Origin of the sequence: Streptosporangium sp. NPDC050855, assembly GCF_044456585.1 — a bacterium.
Taxonomy (GTDB): domain Bacteria; phylum Actinomycetota; class Actinomycetes; order Streptosporangiales; family Streptosporangiaceae; genus Streptosporangium; species Streptosporangium longisporum.
The window spans coordinates 1-22,177 of sequence record NZ_JBITFY010000042.1 but is presented as its reverse complement, the minus strand read 5'-3'; the positions used below and the strand labels follow the sequence as shown (position 1 = coordinate 22,177).

Below are 22,177 nucleotides of genomic sequence, written 5' to 3'. Positions count from 1 at the left end.
GAGTATGACCGTGCCATGACGAGCACGCCGAGACGGTGCCGGACATGGAGGCGCCGGTAACGTTGTTCGCCGGCTTCGGCAACCCCGTCGCGCGGCGCGGACACCGATCGAGCGCGACACCCGGCACCGTGACACCGGTCGGCTGCCTGGGCATTCCCCGGCCGGTGCTCCTGAACAGGTCCGGCAGCGGCGGGGGCCCACCGCTGCCGGCGCCTGGCCGGTCAGTTGCTGTTGCCGGTCTTCCATCCGAGGTAGTTGCGGAAGTAGCTCCGCTTGGCGTGGCCGATGCGGCCCTTGACACTGGTCGCCCACACACCACCAGCGCCGTCGGCGATACCGACGTGGCCGTACTTGGAGATGTTCCAGAACACGAAGGCCCCCTTCGGCGGGGTACCGGTGGTACGCCGCGTCCCGTCGGACGAACGCCAGTGCGCGATCGCGCTGGCGTGGCGGGTCTTCCTGGCCCACGACAGGCGCACGGCCCTCTCGCAGTACCCCTGGTAGGCAGTGCTGCCCTTGCGGGCGGCGAACCACGCGACCGCCTGGTTGGCGGTCTTGGCGGCCTCCATATCCGCGGGCGAGTCGATGATGATGGCGTTCGGGTCGGCGATGTCGGCATCGGTGATCTCGGAGTAGACGTCCTCCGGCGGAACCGGGTCGGCCGAGGCCGTACCCGTGGTGGCTCCGGCTCCGACCAGCAACGTCATGGAGATGGCGGCCACCTGGCAGAGCTTCCTGGTGTTCATGAGTCTCCTTTTGATACCGGGGTACGGAGCCCCGGTGACTGCGGACGAGACACATGGTGCTGAACACCGCTACACCGTCACTACATCCGAGATGAGCGCTCTATGACTTCCGGGCAATCGCGAACATAAGCTGACAGATGGTCCGTAAGAGGTAAGTACATGACGAGACGTCGTAGGCAGTCCTCGCTGAGGTCAAGGTAGAAGCCGTCCGTATGGTGCTGGACGGCCCGCGCATGGTCGCCTTGGTTACCCGCACGTTTGAGGGCGAACCCGGCCACGCTCGGCAGCTGGGTCACCACGCGCAAGGCTGTGCACCCCCAGAGCGAACAGCCGCTGTCTGGACCCGGAAAAGAGACTCATCGAGTCGGGTCGTGGAGCAGGCGGGGGCTCCGTCCTGACTGAGAAGGAGCCCCCTGAAGGTGTGACTAGGGCATCAGCCCGCTTCTTGGTTCCGGCTGAAATGGAAGGGGCAGTGCGTGCCGCCCGTTCCGATGGTGGTGCGGCGGTCGAACCGGAACCCGTGCCTGTCGGGATCGATGGCCTCGATCCAGTTGGCGTCGAACGCGCACATGACCGGGGTCAGCTCCGGCGCCGAGTTGGCCACCAGGACGTCGTGGTAGAAGCACCGATGCACGTCGAGGTGGTAGCGCTCGTCGTCGTCGACCGGCCGGTCGAAGACGAACCCCTTCCCGAACGCGTACTCCTCGCGTGACCTGCTCAGTTCCACCATGGCCTGGAAAGGGTCCGGCGCGTTGTCCAGCATCGCCCGGGTGCCCTCCTTCATGGTGTCGCCGAGCGGTTCGACGAAGGCCGCACGCACGGCGGCGATGGCCGTCTCCTTGCCCAGCCTGGGCAGGAGAAATTCGTAGGCAGCCACGAGGGCCAGGGTCATGCGCAGGTTGTGGCGGGCGGGTTCATCGACGATCAGGTGCTGATTCGCCGCCTCGAGTTCGCCCTGGTGTGCTCGCACGGTGGTCGTGAGATCGCTGGGAAGTGCGTACTCGATCAAGGTCGCGGCGAGGTGATCGTAGAACGCGTCGAGAAGCAGCGTCGTGTCGCGATCGGGATCGGGGACGTACTCGCCTTCGGCGAGCCCAAACTGGTCGGTGGACATGATGGTCCTTTCGTGTACGGCTCGGCGCGTACACGACCGTGATCCCGCGTGAAGGCGTGACTGGTCGTGCTCGCGACCGAGCGAGCACGCCAGCGCACTCCACCGACCGACCAGGCGCTGACAAGCTTATGGTGATTTTTCGCCGCCACTATAGCGTGCCTGCGACGATCATGTCCATCCGGTGGCCCGAGGCCGAACTTCTCGACGAACGCCAACGGCCCGCCAGGGGCGGGTCGCCTGGAAATTACGTAGGCCGGTGATCCCGCCCCGCCCGCCGTCAACCGGTACCAAGATCGCTGGCCTGGGTGGACTCATCACGTGTACTTGGCTGCACGAGTCTCACCGACCCACAGACCGGGCAATGAACGTACACGTCACGCCGCCTCATCAGATCAGGCGGTGCTGTTGGAGTAACTGCCCGACCGGCCGAACGCGTAGATGGTCCCCGATCCATGACCTCGTGACCGGCTGGGTCGCTCCGGTTCTGCCGCGTGGGATTACCGCAGGTGAGCGGCGGGAAGACATTCCACCTCCCCCTTGCGCGCGAAGGGGATCACATGACCACGATCACGGACCAGATCCGCGACCGGGCACAGCGGGACCGGCTCGCCGATGCACCGCTCGACACGGCACCCCGCCTCGGCCACCGATGGACCGACACGATCACGGGCCGGCTCGGAGCGCTCCGGCGGTTTCCGGCGAGCGAGCATTGAAAGGATCTGACATGTCCAACCACTTCACCGGCCTCAGCCTTGGGCCGCCACTCGGCGACCAGCGCCTCGATCTGTGCGACCTGTACGCCTTCGGGGCACCGGGCGATCCGAGCAGAATCGTTCTCATCCTCAACGCCAATCCCAACGCAGACGCCCTGCACCCTGATGCCATATACCGCCTGAACATTGACAACAACGGTGATCACCTGGCCGACGTCGCCTTCAGCTGGGTCTTCAGCCCGCCGGCATCCGACGGCTCCCAGACCTACAGCGTCTTCATGGCGGCTGGCGCGGAGTCCCGCAGCCCGGAGGCGGCCGGCACCACGATCGTGTCGGACGCTGCCGTTTCCTTCGGCCCCCAGGCCAACGTGGTCGGCAGCGGCGGTTACAAGGTGGCCGCCGGGAGCCGCAGTGACGCCTTTTTCTTCGACTTCGACGGAATCAAGAACCTGTTCGACACCAGCGGCAACCGGAATTTCACCGCACCGCACCTGGGCGGGAAGTCCCCGTGGACCGGCGTCGACTCCAACAGCACGGCCAACGTCTTCTCCATGGCCATCGAACTGCCGCTCGCGGAGCTGGCGCCCGACCCCGAGCTGCACATCTGGGGCCGGTGCAGCGTCCTGCGCGACGGCGAACTCGTCCACGCCGACCGAGCCGGACACCCGTCGATGAGCAGTTTCTTCAACACCGACGACACGAAGGAGGAGTACAACGCCAGTGAGCCGGTCAACGACCGGAGCAGGTGGACAGACCAGTTCGTCCACCTGCTGGGCCACACCGGCGGCTACTCGCGCGAGGAGGCGATCGCCGCGCTGGAGCAGCACGGTCTCCTGCCGGACGTACTGCGCTTCGACCCGTCCAAGCCGGCCGCGTACCCCAACGGCCGGACATTCACCGAAGACGTCATCGACATCCGCGTCGCGTTCCTCACCAGGAACGAGGCCCCGCCCACCGGGCTGACGCCGCACGCCGACACCCTGGAGCGGTTCCCCTACCTCGGCGACCCGCACCCTGCGGCCGCCTCCTGACGTGCGACGTGCGCGCCGATCCGCCCGGCCTCGGCGGAGTCGCCGGCGCCGTGGCTGACGATGATCGTGCCGGAGAGGTGTTCGTCGGGAGATTTTGCTCCTCGAGCAGGTTCCGGCTGCGGATGACCGTGCCCGGTCCAGGGGCGTGTGATCGGCGCCTCTCCCGGCAGGGATGAAAAGGGTTCAGTGGTACGAACAGGAGAAAAACCATGGGGCAGCTCGAGGGCAGGACCGCCGTCGTCACCGGCGCCAACAGTGGTATCGGCCTGGCCTCTGCGCGCCGGTTCGCGGCCGAGGGCGCTCACGTGTTCATCACCGGCCGCCGCCAGGAGGCGCTCGACGCGGCGGTCAGCGAGATCGGCGCGAACGTCACCGGTGTACGCGGCGACGTCTCCGACCTCGCCGACCTCGACCGGATCTACGCGGCCGTCGCCGAACAGGGCCGCCGCATCGACGTGCTGTTCGCCAACGCCGGCGGTGGCGAATTCTCCAGTTTGGAGCAGGTCACCGAGCAGCATTTCGACACGACCTTCGACACCAACGTCAAAGGGACGCTGTTCACCGTCCAGAAGGCGCTGCCGCTGCTCGATGACGGTGCCTCGGTGATCCTCACCGGCTCCACCGCCGCCACCAGAGGCGAGGAGGCCTTCGGCGTCTACGCCGCCTCCAAGGCTGCCGTCCGCTCCTTCGCCCGCACCTGGGCCAATGAGCTCAGAGGTCGTGCGATCAGGGTGAACACCCTCGTGCCGGGACCCATCGACACTCCCGGCGTCACCGGCCTGGCCGCCGACCAGGAGCAGGCCGGGCAGCTCAGGAGTCACTTCGCAGGCGTCGTGCCCCTGGGCCGGATGGGCCGCCCGGAAGAGGCCGCGGCCGCCGCTCTCTTCCTCGCCTCCGACCAGAGCAGCTTCGTCACCGGCATCGAGCTGTTCGCAGACGGCGGCCTCAACCAGATCTGACCACTCGCCCAACCCGCCGGTAGCCACGTGAGGTGCTCGGCGTCCACAGGTCAACGACTTACCACGACAACGACAGGTCGCCATGAGCGTCTTCGCTCATGGCGACCGGCCCGAGCCCGTGCTTGACCGAGCCGACGACAGGCCGTGCAGACAGGGACAGGACCGATCGGGTACGCGACGGGCACGGCGACGCGGTCGCGGAGGTCCGTGAGATGATGACCCACATCGAGACCGGCACCGGCTCCCATCACCCGACACGAAGGCCAGAACGGTCTGTGATCCGTCCAAGGCGGCGTCACTCACCGCGTCGAGCTCTTTTCAGGATCTGTCGCCGGCTCGGCGCCACCCGCTCACGCGGAGCGGTCGGCACCAGCGCTGCCAACGTCCTGGCGGAGTCCTTCAATGCCACCCTCAAACGCGAGACGCTACAGGGCGCGCACCACTGGCCCGACGCCCGCACCGTCCGCCTGGCCGTCTTCCACTGGATCATCCGATACAACACAGTTCGACGGCACTCCAATCTCGGCCAACTCAGCCCGATCGCCTACGAGGCGATGGCAGATAGCCTGAAGCCTGCCGCCTGAAATCGGTGTTCGCGTTCATGGGGGAAGCCCTGTCTTGTTGAAACGGAAGGCCAGGCCGCGCCATTCCTTGATCCGGTTGATGCACTGTTCTGCCGTGTTGCGCTGCTTGTAGAGCTCTGGATCATGGGTGACCGGGCCGTCACCTCGGAGGCCGCGGTTCTTGCGGTTGGCCGCCTGATCGCTCTTTTCCGGGATGACGGCCTTGATGTGGCGTCGGCGCAGATAGAGGCGGCTGGCGCGGGAGGAGTAGGCCTTGTCGGCGGCCACCGTGTCCGGGCGAGTACGCGACCGGCCGACGGGCAGGCGGATCGTGATGCGGGCCAGGACGGCGCGAAACTGCGGACGGTCCCCGGCTGGCCCGCGGTCAGCACGAGCGACAGCGGACGGCAGCGTTGATCAGCCGACAGGTGGACCTTGCTGCTCAGCTCGCCCCGGGAGCGGCATTGTTGTCAGTACGCCGTGCGGACTTGTCGTTGACAAGATCGGGTGTCACCGCTGGCGAGGTGGCGTCGTACGGTGAAACCCGTACCGAGCCTCGGCTCGGCAGCTGCGGGGGTGGAAAAGATCGATTCCTACGGCCCCTCCCGCTCAGGGGGCCCGGCACGAGAACGTCTGGGGAGCGGCGGGCGAGGCGACGTAGCGCGATCTCGGCGGGCCCTCGAAGCCTGTGGCGCTCGAGCAGCCAGGCTCCCGTCACGGTGACCAGCCACACGCTGATGGCGTAGCCGGCCATGGCGGCGCTGTGCAGGTGAGCGCCGAGACCGAGCCCCCACGCGGCCAGCACGGGTGCGCAGAGGAACGACTGGGCCAGGTAGGCCGACAGCGATCGTCTGCCCACTGCCGTGACGGCCGTGACGAGCGCCCCGGTTCGTCGTCTGGAGACCCGATGCCCGAGCAGGCCGAAGGCCGCCGCGTACCCAAGCCCGGCGGGAAGCCCTGTAGTCATCTGGGTGATCTCGAAGACGAACATCAACTCGGGCGGGACCGGCAACCATCCCATGACCGCTGCGGCGTGCGGCAGGCCGCCCAGCCAGCCGACCGCCACGCCGACGATCGCGACGTGGCGCAGCAACGGCAGGTGCCGGCCCGGCTGTTCCAGAATCCGCCGGCGGGCGGACCAAAAGCCGAGCACGATGGCGACGGGGAGGGCCAGGGTGAGAAGCCCCTGGCCAATGGTGACGACCGGCCAGAAGGTGAGGCGGTCCAGTGCGGCGGCGAGCGGGTCGCTCTGCCCGCCGGGGGCGGCGCCGAGGGGCAGGTATCCGACGGTCTCGGGCCGGACGGGTGCGGCGGCGGCCAGGCAGGCGGCCGCGATGCCGCCGAGGGTCGCCAGGGTGAGCAGGGCGGCACCGATCGCTGACCAGGTCAGGAGCGTACGGTCGGCGCGGTGGAGAAAGAACCGGGCGAGCAGGAGCCCGGCCAGGCCGTACGCGCCCAGGATGTCGCCCTGCCACAGCAGCGCAGCGTGGAGGAACCCGAACACCAGCAACCACGCGTTGCGGCGTCGCAGCTGTGCCAGCACGCTCGGCCGGTCCTGCCCGGCCGCTTCCTGGCGGGTCAGGAGCTGCACCATGCCATAGCCGAATAGGAAGGCGAACATGGGGTAGACGCGAAAGTCCACCGTGACGATGCTCGCCACCTGGACGGCCCGGTCGAGCATCGAGCCGCCGGGCGGATGGATGGTGCTGGGGCGCAGCTGTCTGCCCCACAGGTACCAGGGGGTGTTGGCGATGGCGATGAGCAGGAGCATGCCGCCTCTGGCGAGGTCGGGAGCCGGCACTCGCACGGCGGAGGACGGTGGTGTCATCGGCCTGTGCCGTGCGGCATGCCGACGTGCGACTCCGTCGCCGGTGAGCGCTCGGCACGGGCGACGCCGGGGCGAGGCAGGGACGCCATGAATTCGGCGGAGGTCGACAGGGGCGACGCGGCGAAGACTCCCGGACGCCAAGTTTTTGTAGTCATTCTATAAGAATGTTTTTGTAGTGGCGGTATAGTCAAGTCGTGAGCGAAACACCACGGCCACGACGACACGTCGGTGGCGGGAACGGGCGGGAGGACGGGCGGGCGGCCAGGGCCAGGTCCACACGTGCCCGCATCACCTCGGCGGCCACCGATCTGTTCACCACCGCGGGGTACACGGCCACGAGCATGGCCGCCATCGCGGCCAGAGCCGACGTGAGCGAGCAGACCCTCTACTACGCCTTCAGCACCAAGCGGGCCATCCTCACCAGCGCGCTCGACCTGGCCGTCGCCGGCGACGACGAACCGCTCCCCACCCTCGAACGCCGCTGGGCACAGGTCGCCCTGGCCGACCCGGACCCGATCGTGCAGATCCGCCGCCAGGTGGACGGCGCCGCGGACATCTACCTGCGCGCGGCGCCGCTGCTGGACGTCGTGCGCAGCGCCGCCCCCACCGACCCCGACCTGGCCGAGGTCTGGAACACCAACATCCGGCAGCGCCTCGCCGTCCAGCGCGCATTCTCCGACGCGCTGGCCCGCAAGGCCGCCCTGCGCGACGGGCTCACCGCCGAGACCGCCGCCGACATCGCCCTGGTCGTCCTGGCTCCCGAGAGCTACAACCTGCTGGTGCACATCCGGGGGTGGAGTCATGCGCGCTGGCGGGACTGGGCCGTCGACGCCCTCATCGGCATGCTCACGGCCCCGCCCCGCCCCGGGGCGCCATCCGGACGATGATCGGGTCAGGGAGCCCTGGTTCCCGGGGCGCCCCGGGAACCAGGGCTCTGCACGTTTGGGAGCCGCCGAGGGCTCCGCTCGGCTCGGCGGCCTGCGGGGATCGCAATGCTGTGCCGACGAGATCAGCGATTCCGGCGTCGCTGGTAGACGTAGGTGATGGCGGCGAGCAGTAGCCCCCACAGCAGAAGTGGCAGGTAGAACAGATAGAAGGCCGCGGTCTCCCGACCGCCTCCCTTTGTGCGGGGCGACCTCTTTGCGCAGCGCGGCCAACCCGGCGTCCTTGACAGACTCGGCCGCCGCCTCGGGCCGCTCGGCGCGTCCGGCGGCACGCACCCGGCTGCGCAGCGTCTCGTGGTCAATCCCGAGCTCTGGGGCGATCTGCGCGACCGGTCGGGTTGACGAGCGCACCAGCGCCACGGCGTCAGCGCGAGATTCCGCCGGGTACTTGAAAGGTCCCCAACGAGGACTCCTCTCCCTGGAACTCTCATGGTCCAGGTCTCAAGGTGTCCATGTCCAAGGGGACAGACTCATGTCCGGTTGCTTCGTCGCATGCCATCGGTGCAGGAGAAGTATGCGCTGGCTGTGTGCCGACTCGTCAGTGTCCGCCGTGTCCGCCGTGTCCGTGACCGACGAAGGTGGCGGACGGCTTGCCCGGTGGCACCAGGCCGAGGGCGATTACGGCCGAGGCCGCGGCGGTGATCGCGCATACCGTGAATCCGGAGATGAAGCCGGCGATGCCGACGGCGCCGGGGGTGAGACTCGCCGCGGCGACCGTGGAGACGACGGCGATGCCGATGGATCCGCCGAGTTCGTGGAAGGTGTTGATGACGCCGGAGGCCACGCCTGTCTCGGCGGGAGGGATGTTGGCCATGGTCGTGGTGGTAGCGGTGACGAAGGCCGGGCCGATGCCCAGGGCGGCGATGACGAATCCGAGCAAAAGGGTGGTGTAGAAGTTGTCCTGCGGGGAGGTGCGGGTCATCAAAAGCACGCCGGCGGTGGTGGTCAGGAACGCGAGCACGGCGACGGGCCGGCCGCCGACCTTGCCGATGAGGCGGCCGCCCAGGTGTGCGCCGATGGTGATGGCGATCGCGATCGGCAGGAACATCAATCCTGTTTCCAGCGCGCTGAACGCGAGGACGTGCTGCAGGTAGAGGGAGCTGAGGAAGAACAGGGCAAGCATCAGCCCGGTCGCGATGAGCATCACGAACGTCCCTGAGATCACCGGGCGGCGGGCGAGTGTCCGGGCGCGCATCAACGGTGCTTGGACGCTGCGTTCGATGAGGACGAACACCCCGTAGAAGATCACCGCTCCGGCCAGGGGCAGCAGGGTCGCGGTGGCGCCCCAACCGGCGTCGCCGGCGTTGACGAGGCCGTAGATGAGCAGGGCGGTCCCGGCGGTGACGGCGAGCGCACCGGGAAGGTCCACCTGCCGGCGTGCCGGACGCGGGCCGTCGGCGGAAACGACCGCGGGAAGAGCGGCCAGCACCAGCAGCCCGATGGGCACGTTGACGAAGAACACCCACTCCCAGCCCGGGCCGCTGGTGAGGAGGCCACCGAGCAGCACGCCCAGTGCGGCTCCGGTGCCGCCGATCGCCGCCCACACGCCCAGGGCGCGGTTGCGCCGATGGCCGTGGAAGGTGGTCATGATGATCGCCAGCGCCGACGGTGACAGAAGGGCGGCGCCGACTCCCTGGACGGCGCGGCCCGCGATGAGTGCGGTGCCGTTCGGGGCCAGGCCGCAGGCCAGGGAGGCAAGGGTGAACACGGCAAGGCCCGCCAGCAGCGTGCGTCGCGCTCCGAACGCGTCGGCGAGCCGTCCGCCGAGCACCATCAAGCCGCCGAAGCACAGCGTGTACGTCGTCACCACCCAGGTGAGGGCTTCACGGTCGAGGGCGAGATCAGCGCCGATGGTGGGCAGGGCGACCTGGACGACGGTGATGTCGATGATCAGTATGAGTTGCGCCAGGCAGAGCAGCAGGAGCGTGGCCCGCAGCCGCCGATCGAGGGGTGTTTGCGTGGGTGGCGCCGAGGCGGGGGCGGAGTGAGCGTGACTCATGACGTGATCTCCGTGAAAGTGGGCCGGTTCGCTACCGGAATGCCATAAACCGAACAGTGGTGTTCGGGTTATGGAACCATGCCGGGGTAGGGCATCTCGACCACGAGATATGGATCACGAAGGTTCGAGCGAGGACGCGTCGCCTATGCTTCGGTCATGCCCACCACGCATGACACAGGCGCCGCTTCCCCGGCCTACGACCCCGTACCGGGAAGCCGGCGCCGGGCCGATGCCGAACGAAGCGTCGCGGCCATCCTGGACGCCGCGTTGCAGGCCTTCGGCGAGAACCCCGAGGTCAGCATGAGCGGTATCGCTCGCGCCGCGGGCGTCGGCCGGGTCACCCTCTACAGCCACTTCTCCTCGCGGGAGGATCTTCTTGATGCGGTCATGACGCGCGCCGTCCAGCAGGCCAACGCCGCGCTTGGCGCCGAGGCCTCGCAGGAGGTCTCCGTCCGAGAAGCCCTCAAAGCGCTGATCGGCTCGTCCTGGCGGATCCTGAGCCGGTACGGCCGCCTGCACCCGGCCGCCCTGCGGCTCCTGGGCCCCGAGCGCATGCGTGAGCATCACGACCAGCCGCTGGTCCGCGTCCGCACCCTCATCATCCGAGGGCGGCGCGAGGGCGTGATCCGCGATGACCTGTCCGAGGACTGGCTCGTCACCGTCTTCTACAGCCTGTTGCACGCGGCCGCTCTTGAAGTGGACGCGGGCCGCCTGCCGGCCGATGCCGCCGCCGACACGCTGACGGCGACCCTCCTGTCCACCCTGGGGGTCCGCATTTGACCGGGTGACGCGACACCTCCACACTAAACCGAACACCACTGTTCGGGTTAGTGTGGTTTAGGTGGCCGATGAAAGGTAGGCGGACACGCCCTCGGTGCGGTTCCACTACGCACGGGCCGGCAGCGGCCCGCCGGTATTGCTCCTTCATTAACCGGGTTCAGGCGTTCATGTGGTTGCTTGCCCGTCTTCACGTCGTTGCGGCCGGATGGCCGTCCCGGTCCGCTTCGTCGGCAGCAGCAGGCCCATCGGTGCCGGATTCGGCAACCCCCGCAGCACGACCTCGCGCCTCTCCGTCTTGCTGGAGTCGGCGTTGGCGTTGAAGAGCGGGGTGTCGTGGAAGTTGACCGTGGCGCCAGCGAACGTCGCGCCGGAGAAGACGACCCCGCTGCCGGAGGAGGTGGCGCCTCGGAAGTCGACCGTGCCGGCGGAGAACGTGGCACGGTGGAAGTCGCCGCCGTCGAAGATGACGCCGGTGAAGTCCAAGGCGTGGCCCTGCCGGGACACTGCGGCGCTTTCGCGGAGTTGGGCGCCGATCAGGCGGATGATGGTGTGGCGGACCTCGCGCAGCCCGGCGAACGCCAGGTGGTCAGCCATCGGCGCGTCCTTGGCGGGTTGCGGGGTGTAGAACATCCTTAGATAAGCACACAGCACGTCGATGCAGGTCTGCCGGAGTTGGCGGGTGGGAGCGTCGTCGGCCAGTCCGGCCAGGGCGTGGACCCCGCCAAGCTACTCGACATACGACCAGGCTAAGCACACAATATGTTGCTGTGATTTTAGGACGCGTACGCTGTCGGTCCGGTCGTCATGGGCGACACGCGGGAGGCGCCAGCGAGCAGGGGAAGGTCACCTCCGGAAGGTGCCGACAGGAGGAGTCCGACAGGACCTGTTCGTGGCGTTCCGATCGGAAGGGTGACGCCCGGCATTCCAAGGTGGCTGAGCAGCATCGTGGTGCGCAGGGTTTGCCGGTTGACGAGGTCGTACAGGCGCTCGTCGGCCAGCAGCGGTGCCAGAGGAGGAGCCGTGTGGCGGACGGTGGGACAGGCCAGGAGCGCGTCGCCGAGTTCGTGACCGATGTCGACGCGAAGGCGCTTCATCGCCTGATGGACCGGGCCGGGATCACGTGGCTGCGCGGCAAAGCGGGCCAGTCGGCGTATGACCGCGGGGTCGACGCGGGCACCCTGGTTCGAATGTAGAAGGTGCCGGTAGCGTGCATGGGCTTCGGCTTCGACGATGCTCGTGTGCCGGTCCATGACCTCCTGGGCCCTGGTCAGGGCCGGCAGTCGACGCTCCTCCACCTGCACGCCCTGCTTCGCCAGGAATGCCGTGCACTCCTGGAAGCGCCGCCGAACCGGCGGCGCGCAGTCGTCGAGCAGTTCGCCGCGGGGGATCACCAGGCGGACCGGGCGTCCGTCCTCCGGCGCCGAAGGCGCTGGTGGCGCTGTGGCCAGAACGGCGTCCGTGGCGATGATGTCGCGCATGGACGTGGCGAAGATGCCGATGCTGTCAAGAGTCGGGGACAGTGGGAGCATGCCGTCGTCGCCGTACCGGCCTCTGCTCGTCTTGTAGCCGATCACTCCGCACAAGGCGGCCGGTACCCGCACGGAGCCGGAGGTGTCGGTACCGACGGCGATGGGCACGATGCCGAGGGCGACGGCCACGGCGGATCCGGAGGAGGATCCTCCGGGAGCCAACCGCGCGTCGTCGCGGCCCGTCGGGTTGAGCGGGGTGCCGAAGTGCGGGTTGACGCCGAGCCCTCCCAAGGCGAATTCGCTGAGGTTCGTCTTGCCGATGCACACCATCCCGGCGTCGAAGAGCCTGCCCACCACGCAGGCGTCGTGCTCGGCTGGCGGCAGGGCACTTCGGGTGCGGGAACCGGCGGTGGTGACCGTTCCGATGAGGTCGAACAGGTCCTTCACCGCAACCGGCACGCCGTCCAGCGAACTCCTGGCATGGCCGGTCGCGTACCGGGCGTCGGCAGCCGTGGCCTGCCCGATCGCCCGCTCGATCGTCATGGTGATGAACGTGCCCTCGGCCTGGGGTGTGCGCGTGAGCCGCAGGGCGCCTTCGACCACCTCGGACGCATGGATATCACCCGTCGCGAGCCGTTCGCCGAGGCCGATACCGTCAATCGAGTCCAGTGTCACCTGATGGTTCCTTCTCCCTGCTCGCCATTTGGCTTGCTACCCCCTGCGACAGACGCTCCACCCCCCGCCCCGGGTCTCGGGTACGGCGCCAGATTCCCGCTCGCGCGCACTCCCTTCATGGGAAACCTCCTCGGTGGAGCGTCACCGAGGAGGAAAGTGAGAGGGACGCTGCGAGAGGTCCGCCCCTTTACGGCGTGTCGTCGGCGCTACGGCAGCGGCGGACGGTGGGAAGAACTGCTCGTGCGAAACGATGCCCGGGGCGATGATCGTGAGCGAGGCTCTTGCCGGTGACATGGGGTTCCCATGTAGGCCATGTTGGCCGGTCGTCGCTAGGGAGAAACGGCGCAGCGCGCCGGTCGTGGACGTACTCACTCATCAGATCCTCTCCTCCCGCGGGCGGAGAGTTCGGTTGCGGCTGAGCAGGTAATAGAGGCCGCCCGCCACCAGGCTTCCCGACAGCCAGGAGAAGTCGGTGTCGTTCAGGGCCCGTGCGATGGGGCCCTGTGTGAGAGGCACCATGCCGAACTGCCAGCTCCATGCCGCCAGGAGCCCGACGACCAGACTCGCCATCGCCTTCCAGTTCACCGGCCCGCCCGGCGAAGCGTCATCGGTGTACAGCGAGTCGACATCGACGCGGCTTCGCCGCAGCACGAAGTAGTCGACTAGGACGATGCTCGCCCAAGGGCTGATCCACACCAGGATGGAGACCATCCAGTGATCGAAGGCCATGGCGAAGTCGTCGGCCTGCACGAAGACGACCAGCACCGCAGAGGCCACGACGCCGGCGATCAGAGTCAGTTTCCAGCGGGCGATCTTGATTCCGATCGACAGTGCGGCCAGTGAACAGGAGTACAGGTTGAGGATGTTGGTGGCGACGGGGCCGTGCATGACCAGCAGGAGCACCGGTATGGCCAGTGCGCCGAAGGTGCTGGTCACCAGGCTTGAAGGGTCGCTTCCGCCGCTGCCGCTGCTCAGGTAGGCCCCGAGGGCGGCCAGCCACACCGTGGGCAGGTACATGCCGAGCGCTGTCGACCAGAACACCGACGCGCCGGACGCGCTGGGCCGGATGAAGCGGCTGTAGTCCGCTGAGTAGGGCAGCCAGCTGATACCCCAGCCGATGCCGATCGCGGTGAGCAGCTGGGTGATCGCCGTTAGCTTGGAGCCCGGCGTGGTGGCGGCAGAGGTGGTCCACTGCGGATCCACCTGCATCACTGCCAGGACCGTCATGATCATCATGACCACCACGGTGACGGGGACGGTGTACTTCTCGAAGGTGCGGATCCATAGAAGCCGTAGAGTGCCAGGGCGAGCTGCACGACCATGATGACGGCGGCGACCAGGTACTTCAGGCCGAGCCCTCCTTGCGCGCCCATGCGGGCGAGGATCGCGAGTACCAGGTCGAGGACCACCCAGGTGTTGACTCCCACCCAGCCCATGGTCAGCAGTCCCTGGACGACGCCGGGGATGATCGCGCCTCTGCGGCCGAAGGCCGCGCGGCCGATCACCATCTGGTTGACGCCTGTGCGGTGACCTATCAGGTTGAACAGCCCGAACACTGCACAGCCGACGAGGTTGCCGACCGCGATGACGGCGATGGTCTCGATGAGGCTCAGGCCCAGCGTCACGCCCAAGGATCCGAGTACCCAGTTGATCGGCGCGATGTTGGCGCCGGTCCAGATCCAGAACTGCTGCCAGGCGGTGGAGTCGCGCGCTGAGGCGGGGATGGGTTCGACACCGTGGGCGTCGAATGGCACTCCATCGCCCTCGGTGGATGAAACGGCTGCATTCGGTCGCATAAGACCCTCCGGGTTTATGTTTCCTACACAAGCACGTAACCCTTACGTCAGGGCAGTGGAGGAAGCTCCAAGAATCATTAGCTGGAATGTGTATAGTTACAGCGTGTTTACGCTCAGAGATCTGTTGCGCCACGACTCACTCGAACTCCAGGTGCTGGTGTCCGGCGCGGCGGATGCGCTGGATGAGCCCGTCGCGTGGGTGCACAACACGGAGTTACCCGACCCCTCGCGCTATGTGCGCGAGGGTGAGCTCGTCATGACGAACGGGCTGTGGGCCGGACAGGTCAGCGCGGCACGGTTCGTGGCGAATGTCATGACGGCCAGGGCGGCCGGGATCATGTTCGGCCTGCGCGAGGGCACGCCGCGCACGCCTCAGGCCCTCGTCGAGGCCTGCCAACAGGCGCGGCTGCCGCTGTTGGAGATCTCCGTCGACGTGCCGTTCTCGGAGGTGTCGCGGGTCGTTGCCGCCATGTCGACCGACGAGCGCAAGCAGGCGCTGGTCAGCATGGTGCACAGAGGGGACGCCCTGGCCACCGCGATATCCCGCGGGGCGGGTGCCTCGGGTGTGCTCGACGTGCTCAGACGCGATCACGATCTGCCGCTCGCGGTGGTCGACAGGATGGGACGCTCACTGGCGGCGGCCGACGCCAGGCTCGATGCGGATCAGCTGCGCGCGGTGGCCGGCGGGCTGGCCGGGCGACCGCCCGCGCTCGAGGTCGACCTGGGAGCCGCCGGGCGTGCGGCACTGTTCCCCATCGGCGCGGTCGGTGACATCGACGCCGCGCTCATCTGCCTGCGGCCGCTGCGCGAGCTCGCGACGGCCGAGCGGGAGGCGCTGGAGCAGACGGCGCGTTTCCTCAGTCTCGAGGTCGCCAAGCAGCAGGCGGTCCAGGCGATCGAGATGCGCTTCGCCAGCGAGTTGCTGGAGATGGTGCTCTCGGGTGGCCGGCGCGCCGCCGAGGTCTCGGGCAGGCTGCGCGCCTTCGGCGTCGATCCCGGCGGCCCGCTGGCCGTGTGCGCGGTGGCCTTCGCCGAAGGCGAGGCAGCGACCGTACACGGCCTGGCCGAGGTGATCGGCGAGTTCTTCGCGTTGGAGGGAGTGCCGGCCGTCGTGGCCGCCGGCAGCCAGGACATCGTCGCGGTCCTGCCCTGGCGTCACCCTGAGGCCGAGCTGCCGCTGCTGGCCCGGCGCCTGGTGCGCGACATCGACCGGCGCTTTCCCCTCCTCGGCCCCGTCGTCGGGCTGAGCAGGCTCGCCGCCCACGCGGCGGAGCTGCGGCCCAGGCTGCTGCAGTCGCGTGAGGCGTGCCGGGTGCTTCGCCGTACCCGCTCGGGGCCCTCGGTGCGCGCCTTCGCCGAGCTGGGCACGCACCGGCTGCTGTTGGGCCTGCTGGACGAGGAGACGTTGCACCGCTTCTCCCACGAACTGCTGGGAGCCGTCAGGGAGTACGACGTGCGGCGAGGAGGAGAGCTGGAATCGACCCTGCGGGCCTTCCTCGACCAGGACGGGCAGTGGGCCGCCACTGCGGAGGCGCTGCACGTCCACGTCAACACCCTCCGCAACCGCCTGGCCAAGGTCACCGAACTGACGGGCAGGGACGTGGGCCGGACCGAGGACAGGGTGGATCTGTTCCTGGCGCTGGCAGTCGACGCCATGGACTGACCTCAGCCGGGGTGGACCTCCGGGTCCACCCCGGGCGGGCGGGGCCTGCGCGGCGTCAGGCCCGGGTCCGCGGCGACGATCGCGGCGAGGTCCCCGCAGCGGGCGAAGGACACGTCGGAGCATCCCTGGGCATACTCGATGAAGCGGCGCAACGCCAGCGCGCGACCGGGCCTGCCGGACAGGAAGGGGTGCAGGCACAGGTTGAACAGACCGCCGTAGTGGCGCATGCCGTCGAGTTCGGCCCGCCACAGCTCCAGGACCTTCACCGGTGACTCGATGACCGAGCCGATGTGCGGAGCGGGCAGGAAGGCGTACTGCTCCCAGTCGTCGAGCGACCAGTGGACCGGCAGTTCGACGATCTCACCGGCCGCCGTCGCCACCTTGTACGGCCGGTCGTCGCCCATCAGGGAGGAGTCGTAGCGCAGGCCGTACTCGGCGACCAGATCGGTCGTCTGCCACGACGCCTCCCACATCGCCGCCCGATGCCCCAGGATCTCGATGTCCTGCCGGTCGAAGACCGCCAGCGCGCGCTCGAAGTCGGCACGCTCCTGCTGCGGGGTCATGGAGGTAGGCGGCCGGTGACCGTAGGAGTGGTGGGCCACCTCGTGCCCACGCCCGGCGATTGACGAGGCGAGCCAGGGGCGATGCTCGGCCACCCACCCTGGCACGAAGAACGTCGCGGGCACGGCCAGTTCGTCGAGCAGTCCCAAGATGCGCGGCAGGCCGACATCGGGGCCGTAGGCCTGATGGGACATCGTCATGGCGTGAGCGGCGTAGCTGCCCCCCTGAGCGAGTATGGGTGTCTCAGCATCCACGTCGAAGGTGAGCACCACGACCGCACTGGCCTCGCCGTGCCACGTATTGTGTTTCGTGCTCATGTTTCTCCCTGCTCGTGCCGCGCTCAAGCCCGCGCGTCGACGTCCTGTCGCCACAGCCGAGCATGACTCAGCGTCGCCATCGGCTGCAGCATCTCGTGGTCGAACGCCGCCAGGGGCAGCCCCTCGGCCAGGCGCCGCGGTAGGTCGGGGTTGGCCAGCGCGCCCCTGCCGATGGACAGCACGTCCGCGTGCCCGTCCTCCAGTACGGCCGCCGCCTGGTCGAGGTCGTGCATGCCGCCGTTGGCGATGACGGGAAGACCCGTGACCTTGCGGGCGAGACCGGTGATCGTGACGCCGCCGTCCAGTGTCGCGGTCTCGATCCAGTCACGGCCCTCGCTGGCGATGTGCAGGTAGGTCGGGTCTGCGGCGGCCAGCGTGGAGAAGATCACCTCCGCGTCGCGGGCGCCGCCCGCCCACCGGTGACCGAAGTCGTTGACCTTGGTCTGCGACAGTCGTACCCCGACGCAGAAATCGTCACCAACCTCCTTGCGGACGGCGGAGATCACCTCGGCCGTCAGTCCCGCCCGGTTCGCGGTGGAACCCCCGTAGCGGTCGTTTCTCAGATTGGTGTAGTCGGTCAGGAACTGGTCGAGCAGGTAGCCGTTGGCGGCGTGCACTTCGACGCCGTCGAAGCCCGCCTGCCTGGCCCGCGCAGCCGAGGTCGCGAAACCGTGAACCGCCACGTCGATATCGTCCTGGCTCATCTCGCGCGGCGTCGGCCACGGTCCGTGCCCACCGTACTCGGGCATCTTCTGCCCGCGAGGCGTCACGGCGGACGGCCCCGCTGTCTCCTGGCGGTAGCGGTTGTGTTGCGACAGCGCGCCCGCGTGCATGAGCTGGAGCACCACGGCCGCCCCCTCGGCGTGCGCCCGGGCGGTGATCTCCCGCCACGCGGCCACGTGTCCGTCGGTGACGATACCGGGCTGGTTGGCGTACCCCTGACTGAAGAAGGTGTCGGTGTAGGTTCCCTCGGTGATGAGGAGGGAGAACCCGCCTTGCGCGTAGGCGCGATAGTAGTCGGCCATCTCGGCCGTCGGCGTGCCGTCGGGAGTGGCCGACACCCTGGTCATGGGTGAAACGGCGAGCCGGTTGGCCAGCTCGAGCCGGCCGATCAGGCCCGGCCGCAGTGCGGGATGCGTCATCACGTGTTCACTCCTTGCGGTTGTCGGTGTTTGTCGTCGTGTCGTCGTGGTCGTCGAACACGTCAATCGCCATCGGGGTCGGCCGGTGCCCGTTGATCCCGACCAGATCCTGCGGGCAGGCCGACACCACGACCACGCAATCCATGGCAGCCTCGAACGTGATCGCGTCGCCCGGGCGGCTGATTGCGCTCAGCCAGCTCAGCGTGGAGCCCTCCACCGGGATCCGCATGAACACGTTGACAGGCTGGGGCGTGCCGGGAAAGGACAGGCCCAGTTGATCCAGGCTCCGCCGTAGATTGTCAGCACACGACGCGTGAAAGTCACGTACGCCCAGTCCAGCGTACCGGTCGGGATCACAGGCAGCGATGAGCATGTCATGCCACCCGGGCGAGGTATCGTCCCGCAACGTCAGGATGGGCCTACGACGGTCGGTGACGAAGTGCTCGCCCTGTGCGGGAAACAGGCGACTGGTGAAGGCTCGGGTGTGAGACGCGCTGAGATGCTCGCTCACGTCGTCCGCGGCAAAGGCGAAGACATCGCCCACCTGGCCACCATCGAGATCGACGACGCGTACCCGTTGCCCAGCTCCGATCTTGACAGCCCGCCCCTGGCCAGCGGGCACGATAAGTCGCGGTTGCATAGGTACAGCCAACATGGACCCCTATCGCCGGGTACATGTCTACACCTCTAGTGTTTAGCGTATTCACTGGAGAAAAACCCATCACAGTTGGAAGGGCCTTGCAGAGCGCCGGGGGCGTATTTTCGTCCCGCGCTCTGAGTGCAGGAGGAACCGAGCACGTAGGGGGCCGCCAACGAGTTGGATCCACTGAGGTGATGTATAAGTTCTCCCAGGCGGCGCACGTGACCTCATGAAATGAGGGCTGATGACGAAACTGCATCCGACCGAGAAGAGCTCGGTGCACGAACCCCGCCAGCTTCTGGGGGTGGGTCGAGTGGATATGTCCAGTTAACGACTCTGTCTGTCTTTCGGCTCTGTCTCGTATTCCGCTCTGGCTCACTTTCGGTGGTGACCGAGCGTGGCCACAGGCGATGAGGTACTTGAGACGGAACAGCCTGTCATAGGGGGTCGTGGCACGGTCCGGCGCGCAGCGGCACGGGCAACCGTCGGTCCTCCGGCCGTCTCCTGAGGAACCCGCCCAGTTCCACGACGTCAGCTTGATGCGCACATTCCGTTACCACGGAAAGTGAGCCAGAGCCGAATCTGCGACAGAGCCTCTGCTTGTACAATTCTGGCGATCACGGCTCAGGGCCGCCTGACGTACCGGATAGGTGATCGTCAACATCGCGGCGGCGGTCGGCGTTCGCGGCTCTCCGGCCCGAGAAGACCCCATTCGGCCGGTGGTGTTCGCTCAGGCCGTCGTCGGAATGGCCCGGGGCGGGCAATAGGAGGGGTTGGGCCCGTAACTCGGCTGGCTGTAGTACCAAGGGTCGCCGTTATAGGCGTTGTAGCGGCAGGTCATGGTCGCGGTGGAGTCGTAGTGACAGACGATCTGACCGTAACCCTGTACCCATGAGTGGACGCTGCGGGAGCCGTCGTTGACGAACCACGGGCACATGTAGGGGGTGGTCGGCGATGACGCCTGGGCCATGTCTGCGGCGAACAGAGGGCCGGTCACAGCGAGTGCGATGATTCCCGCGGTGGTGGCGATGCGCTTGCGTATCAAGAAGCGTTCCCATCCTTGCGACGCATGAAAAAGATGACAGAAGTAAAGTAACATTTCACGTATATCATGCAAAGACTAGCGAAAAATAGAAAAGTTGTTAAGGCCGTTCAGGGGGACGAGGTCGTCGCAGCACTAGATGATGGAACGCAACCGTCGCCGGTCCGGTACCTGGGTATCCCGTGTACGAAAAACTTCTGGCGAAGCACGCCGCCCACATCGGGGCGGAAGCGCTGCCTGGCCTGCCACTGGGCTGGAGGGTCGGCAGGCCCCCATGCTTTTCTCCCTCCCTCGCCGTAGTGACGGTGCGGGAGGGGGTGTGTTCGGTGAACGGCTCTGTCTCGGTCGGGAGAGGCGTTTTCCGGTGTCGATGGTTGCTGCTACGGAAGCGCGCCGGCGTCTCGGGAACGGTCAGGGAAGTCCTGGCGATGCGCCTTGCCGCCTGAGTACTCAACCGACGAGGAGGCGGCCGACCCTCTGCCGGGCGCAGTCGGCGCCCAAGTTACGGCAGTTCGAGACCCGGGTCAGGTGCGCAGCAGGGGAAGGCGCAACAGCAGTCGTGCTCCGGGGCAGGTGCCGGTGGGGTCGGTGGCCTGCAGAGTGCCGCCGTGCGCCTGCGCGATCTGACGGGCGATGGGCAAGCCCAGACCGGTGCCGCCGGGGTCGCTGCGGCGGGCGTCGGAGCGGCGGAAGAACCGGCGGAAGACCGCTTCCCTGTCGGCATGGGGGATGCCGGGCCCGTCGTCGCTCACCTCCACGACCGCCTGCTCGCCCTGGGCGCCCACGGTCACCTCCAGGCGGGAGTGGGCGTGGCGTTCACCGTTGGCCAGCAGATTGCCCACCAGGCGGCCCAGCCGGACCGCCGAGCCCCGGACCAGCACCCCGGCGTCCAGGCAGGTGGCAGTGGTGATCGTGGCGATCGTCGCCTGGCGGTGAAGCAGTTCTTTTCTCACCAGGTGGGCCAGGTCGACCGGCTCGGTGTCGGCGGGTGCGTCGGCCTCCAGCTTGGCCAGCTCCAGCAGGTCGCCGACGATGGCGCCCAGGCGCTCGGCGTCGTCGAGGGCGGTCAGCAGGATCTGGCGGGCGTCGGCCGCGGGGTCGGCGAGAGCGACCTGCAGGAGGGTCTGCAGGCCGGTGATCGGGCCGCGCAGGTCGTGGGAGGTGTCGGCGACGGCTTGTTGCTGGTGTTGCATCGCCGTGCGCAACTCCTGCGCCGTCCGGCGTTGTTTCGCCTCGCTGCGGCGCAGCCGCTGGGTGATCTCCTGCAGCTGGCCGGCCTGTGCGAACAGTTGGGCCTCGATCGCAGCCATGGGCGCCAGGACGGTCTCGGTGGTGACGGCCAGTCCCCTGGTGGTCATCTGCTGGACGAAGGCGGTCACCTCCTGTGGCAGGTTGACCACGCCGCAGGTGTTGCCCTGATCGTCCAGCAAGGGGGCGTTGGTGATGTTCCAGTACCGCTCCTGCACCTGTCCCGGTCTACCGGGGATCTCCAGGTCATAGCGCTGCAGCGGCATGATGTCGATCGTGGCGTCGGCCAGGACCCGTTGCATCGAGAGCCGCAGCGCTTCTCCCTGGCTCGTCGACGGGCCGCCGGGAAAGATCTCCAGCAGATGACGGCCGACGATCTCCTGGCGTGAGCGGCCCGTCAGCCGCTCGAAGGTCTGGTTGACCGCGGTGTAGACCAGCCCCGGCGACAACAACGCAAACGCAGCGGGCGTGGCATGGAAGAACGCAGCGAAATCGGGTTCTGCCATCTCCAATCCCCTTCGGTCGGTCGGCTCTGACCGGCGAACCGTTTCGGCCACCTATCATCCCGCTTCCTCAGAGTGTTGTTCGGTCGGGCCGACCCGCCCGGTTGCGTCCGCAGAGATGATCTACGCAAGCTTTTCCAGGTGATGGTCGTGTCCTTGGGAGGCAAGGATGGCATCGCGTGATCCTCCGAGAGCGTGCACGCGGTAGTGGTGACCCGGTGGTCGGGTGGCCGGGTGGGGAGCAAACGCCTGGCTCGCCTGCCCAGCTTGCATGGTCGGCGTCAGCGGCGGGGACCTGGGCGCGACCCGCCCCGAGCGAGGTCCGATCACCTGCCTGCGCTGCCTGAAGCTAGTGTGATGCGCCGCAAATTCAGAGGGTAAGTTGCTACCATTTTCGGGTGTCGCATCCTGGACCTTCTGCCGTGGTGATCTCGCTGTCTGAGG

At 67.8% G+C, this 22,177-nt stretch carries 19 protein-coding genes and 2 pseudogenes; 7 read left to right on the top strand and 14 right to left on the bottom strand.

Annotation, left to right across the window (positions count from 1 at the left end; translation table 11 throughout):
- Positions 1-221 precede the first annotated feature (221 nt).
- Both ACIBCT_RS39865 and ACIBCT_RS39860 read right to left on the bottom strand, forming a co-directional pair.
- Complete coding sequence (locus tag ACIBCT_RS39865; protein ID WP_399197242.1) at positions 222-746, bottom strand: CHAP domain-containing protein; 525 nt, start codon at positions 744-746, stop codon at positions 222-224.
- 433 nt (positions 747-1,179) lie between these two features.
- On the bottom strand, positions 1,180-1,860 hold the full coding sequence (locus tag ACIBCT_RS39860; RefSeq protein ID WP_399197241.1) for an L-2-amino-thiazoline-4-carboxylic acid hydrolase: 681 nt from the start codon (positions 1,858-1,860) through the stop codon (positions 1,180-1,182).
- Positions 1,861-2,417: 557 nt separating this feature from the next.
- On the opposite strand from ACIBCT_RS39860, the gene ACIBCT_RS39855 reads away from it, so the two are divergent.
- From ACIBCT_RS39855 to ACIBCT_RS39840, 4 genes and pseudogenes are all read left to right on the top strand, one after another.
- Positions 2,418-2,573: a hypothetical protein gene (locus ACIBCT_RS39855; RefSeq protein ID WP_399197240.1), complete on the top strand. Its 156-nt coding sequence runs from the start codon at positions 2,418-2,420 to the stop codon at positions 2,571-2,573.
- Between the two features lie 11 nt (positions 2,574-2,584).
- Positions 2,585-3,604 (top strand): DUF4331 family protein, encoded by a 1,020-nt coding sequence (locus tag ACIBCT_RS39850; RefSeq protein WP_399197239.1) that lies wholly within the window; start codon positions 2,585-2,587, stop codon positions 3,602-3,604.
- Positions 3,605-3,813: 209 nt separating this feature from the next.
- On the top strand, positions 3,814-4,563 hold the full coding sequence (locus tag ACIBCT_RS39845; protein WP_399197238.1) for an SDR family oxidoreductase: 750 nt from the start codon (positions 3,814-3,816) through the stop codon (positions 4,561-4,563).
- 323 nt (positions 4,564-4,886) lie between these two features.
- Positions 4,887-5,147 (top strand): annotated as a pseudogene (locus tag ACIBCT_RS39840) (integrase core domain-containing protein); the annotation flags it as partial.
- 30 nt (positions 5,148-5,177) lie between these two features.
- On the opposite strand, the pseudogene ACIBCT_RS39835 reads toward ACIBCT_RS39840, so the two are convergent.
- Positions 5,178-5,587, bottom strand: a pseudogene (locus ACIBCT_RS39835) (transposase); the annotation flags it as partial.
- Positions 5,569-6,933, bottom strand: a complete 1,365-nt coding sequence (locus ACIBCT_RS39830) for a DUF418 domain-containing protein (RefSeq protein ID WP_399197237.1) — start codon at positions 6,931-6,933, stop codon at positions 5,569-5,571. The gene ACIBCT_RS39830 and the pseudogene ACIBCT_RS39835, both read right to left, overlap by 19 nt.
- 215 nt (positions 6,934-7,148) lie before the next feature.
- Between ACIBCT_RS39830 and ACIBCT_RS39825 the strand changes: the two genes are divergently transcribed.
- Entirely contained in the window at positions 7,149-7,841 is a 693-nt protein-coding gene (locus tag ACIBCT_RS39825) for a TetR/AcrR family transcriptional regulator (protein ID WP_399197236.1), read from the top strand.
- A 595-nt stretch (positions 7,842-8,436) separates the two neighbouring features.
- Here the strand turns inward: ACIBCT_RS39825 and ACIBCT_RS39820 are convergent.
- The gene (locus ACIBCT_RS39820; RefSeq protein ID WP_399197235.1) at positions 8,437-9,897 is read right to left on the bottom strand and encodes an MFS transporter; all 1,461 of its coding nucleotides are present in this window, start codon (positions 9,895-9,897) and stop codon (positions 8,437-8,439) included.
- Positions 9,898-10,053: 156 nt separating this feature from the next.
- Here ACIBCT_RS39820 and ACIBCT_RS39815 point away from each other — a divergent pair, with 156 nt between their 5' ends.
- Entirely contained in the window at positions 10,054-10,677 is a 624-nt protein-coding gene (locus ACIBCT_RS39815; RefSeq protein WP_399197234.1) for a TetR/AcrR family transcriptional regulator, read from the top strand.
- A 165-nt stretch (positions 10,678-10,842) separates the two neighbouring features.
- Here the strand turns inward: ACIBCT_RS39815 and ACIBCT_RS39810 are convergent, their stop codons facing one another.
- The 4 genes from ACIBCT_RS39810 to ACIBCT_RS39795 all read right to left on the bottom strand — a co-directional run bounded on the left by ACIBCT_RS39810 (position 10,843) and on the right by ACIBCT_RS39795 (position 14,575).
- Complete coding sequence (locus ACIBCT_RS39810; RefSeq protein WP_399197233.1) at positions 10,843-11,271, bottom strand: pentapeptide repeat-containing protein; 429 nt, start codon at positions 11,269-11,271, stop codon at positions 10,843-10,845.
- Between the two features lie 179 nt (positions 11,272-11,450).
- Entirely contained in the window at positions 11,451-12,821 is a 1,371-nt protein-coding gene (locus tag ACIBCT_RS39805) for an amidase family protein (protein ID WP_399197232.1), read from the bottom strand.
- A gap of 375 nt (positions 12,822-13,196) precedes the next feature.
- On the bottom strand, positions 13,197-14,057 hold the full coding sequence (locus ACIBCT_RS39800) for a purine-cytosine permease family protein (RefSeq protein WP_399197231.1): 861 nt from the start codon (positions 14,055-14,057) through the stop codon (positions 13,197-13,199).
- Positions 14,054-14,575: a cytosine permease gene (locus tag ACIBCT_RS39795; protein ID WP_399197230.1), complete on the bottom strand. Its 522-nt coding sequence runs from the start codon at positions 14,573-14,575 to the stop codon at positions 14,054-14,056. Before ACIBCT_RS39795 ends, ACIBCT_RS39800 begins: the two co-directional genes overlap by 4 nt.
- A 145-nt stretch (positions 14,576-14,720) precedes the next feature.
- Between ACIBCT_RS39795 and ACIBCT_RS39790 the strand changes: the two genes are divergently transcribed.
- Positions 14,721-16,280: a PucR family transcriptional regulator gene (locus ACIBCT_RS39790; protein WP_399197228.1), complete on the top strand. Its 1,560-nt coding sequence runs from the start codon at positions 14,721-14,723 to the stop codon at positions 16,278-16,280.
- Between the two features lie 2 nt (positions 16,281-16,282).
- On the opposite strand, the gene ACIBCT_RS39785 is transcribed toward ACIBCT_RS39790, so the two are convergent.
- The 5 genes from ACIBCT_RS39785 to ACIBCT_RS39765 all read right to left on the bottom strand — a co-directional run bounded on the left by ACIBCT_RS39785 (position 16,283) and on the right by ACIBCT_RS39765 (position 21,736).
- Positions 16,283-17,158: a polysaccharide deacetylase gene (locus ACIBCT_RS39785; RefSeq protein WP_399197227.1), complete on the bottom strand. Its 876-nt coding sequence runs from the start codon at positions 17,156-17,158 to the stop codon at positions 16,283-16,285.
- Between the two features lie 23 nt (positions 17,159-17,181).
- Positions 17,182-18,300 carry a tRNA-dihydrouridine synthase gene (locus ACIBCT_RS39780; RefSeq protein WP_399197226.1) on the bottom strand — a complete coding sequence of 373 codons (1,119 nt, stop codon included), beginning with the start codon at positions 18,298-18,300 and terminating at the stop codon, positions 17,182-17,184.
- Between the two features lie 7 nt (positions 18,301-18,307).
- The gene (locus tag ACIBCT_RS39775) at positions 18,308-18,940 is read right to left on the bottom strand and encodes a DUF1989 domain-containing protein (protein WP_399197225.1); all 633 of its coding nucleotides are present in this window, start codon (positions 18,938-18,940) and stop codon (positions 18,308-18,310) included.
- A gap of 730 nt (positions 18,941-19,670) precedes the next feature.
- Entirely contained in the window at positions 19,671-20,039 is a 369-nt protein-coding gene (locus ACIBCT_RS39770) for a hypothetical protein (RefSeq protein WP_399197224.1), read from the bottom strand.
- Between the two features lie 467 nt (positions 20,040-20,506).
- Positions 20,507-21,736, bottom strand: a complete 1,230-nt coding sequence (locus ACIBCT_RS39765) for an ATP-binding protein (RefSeq protein ID WP_399197223.1) — start codon at positions 21,734-21,736, stop codon at positions 20,507-20,509.
- Between the last annotated feature and the right edge of the window lie 441 nt (positions 21,737-22,177).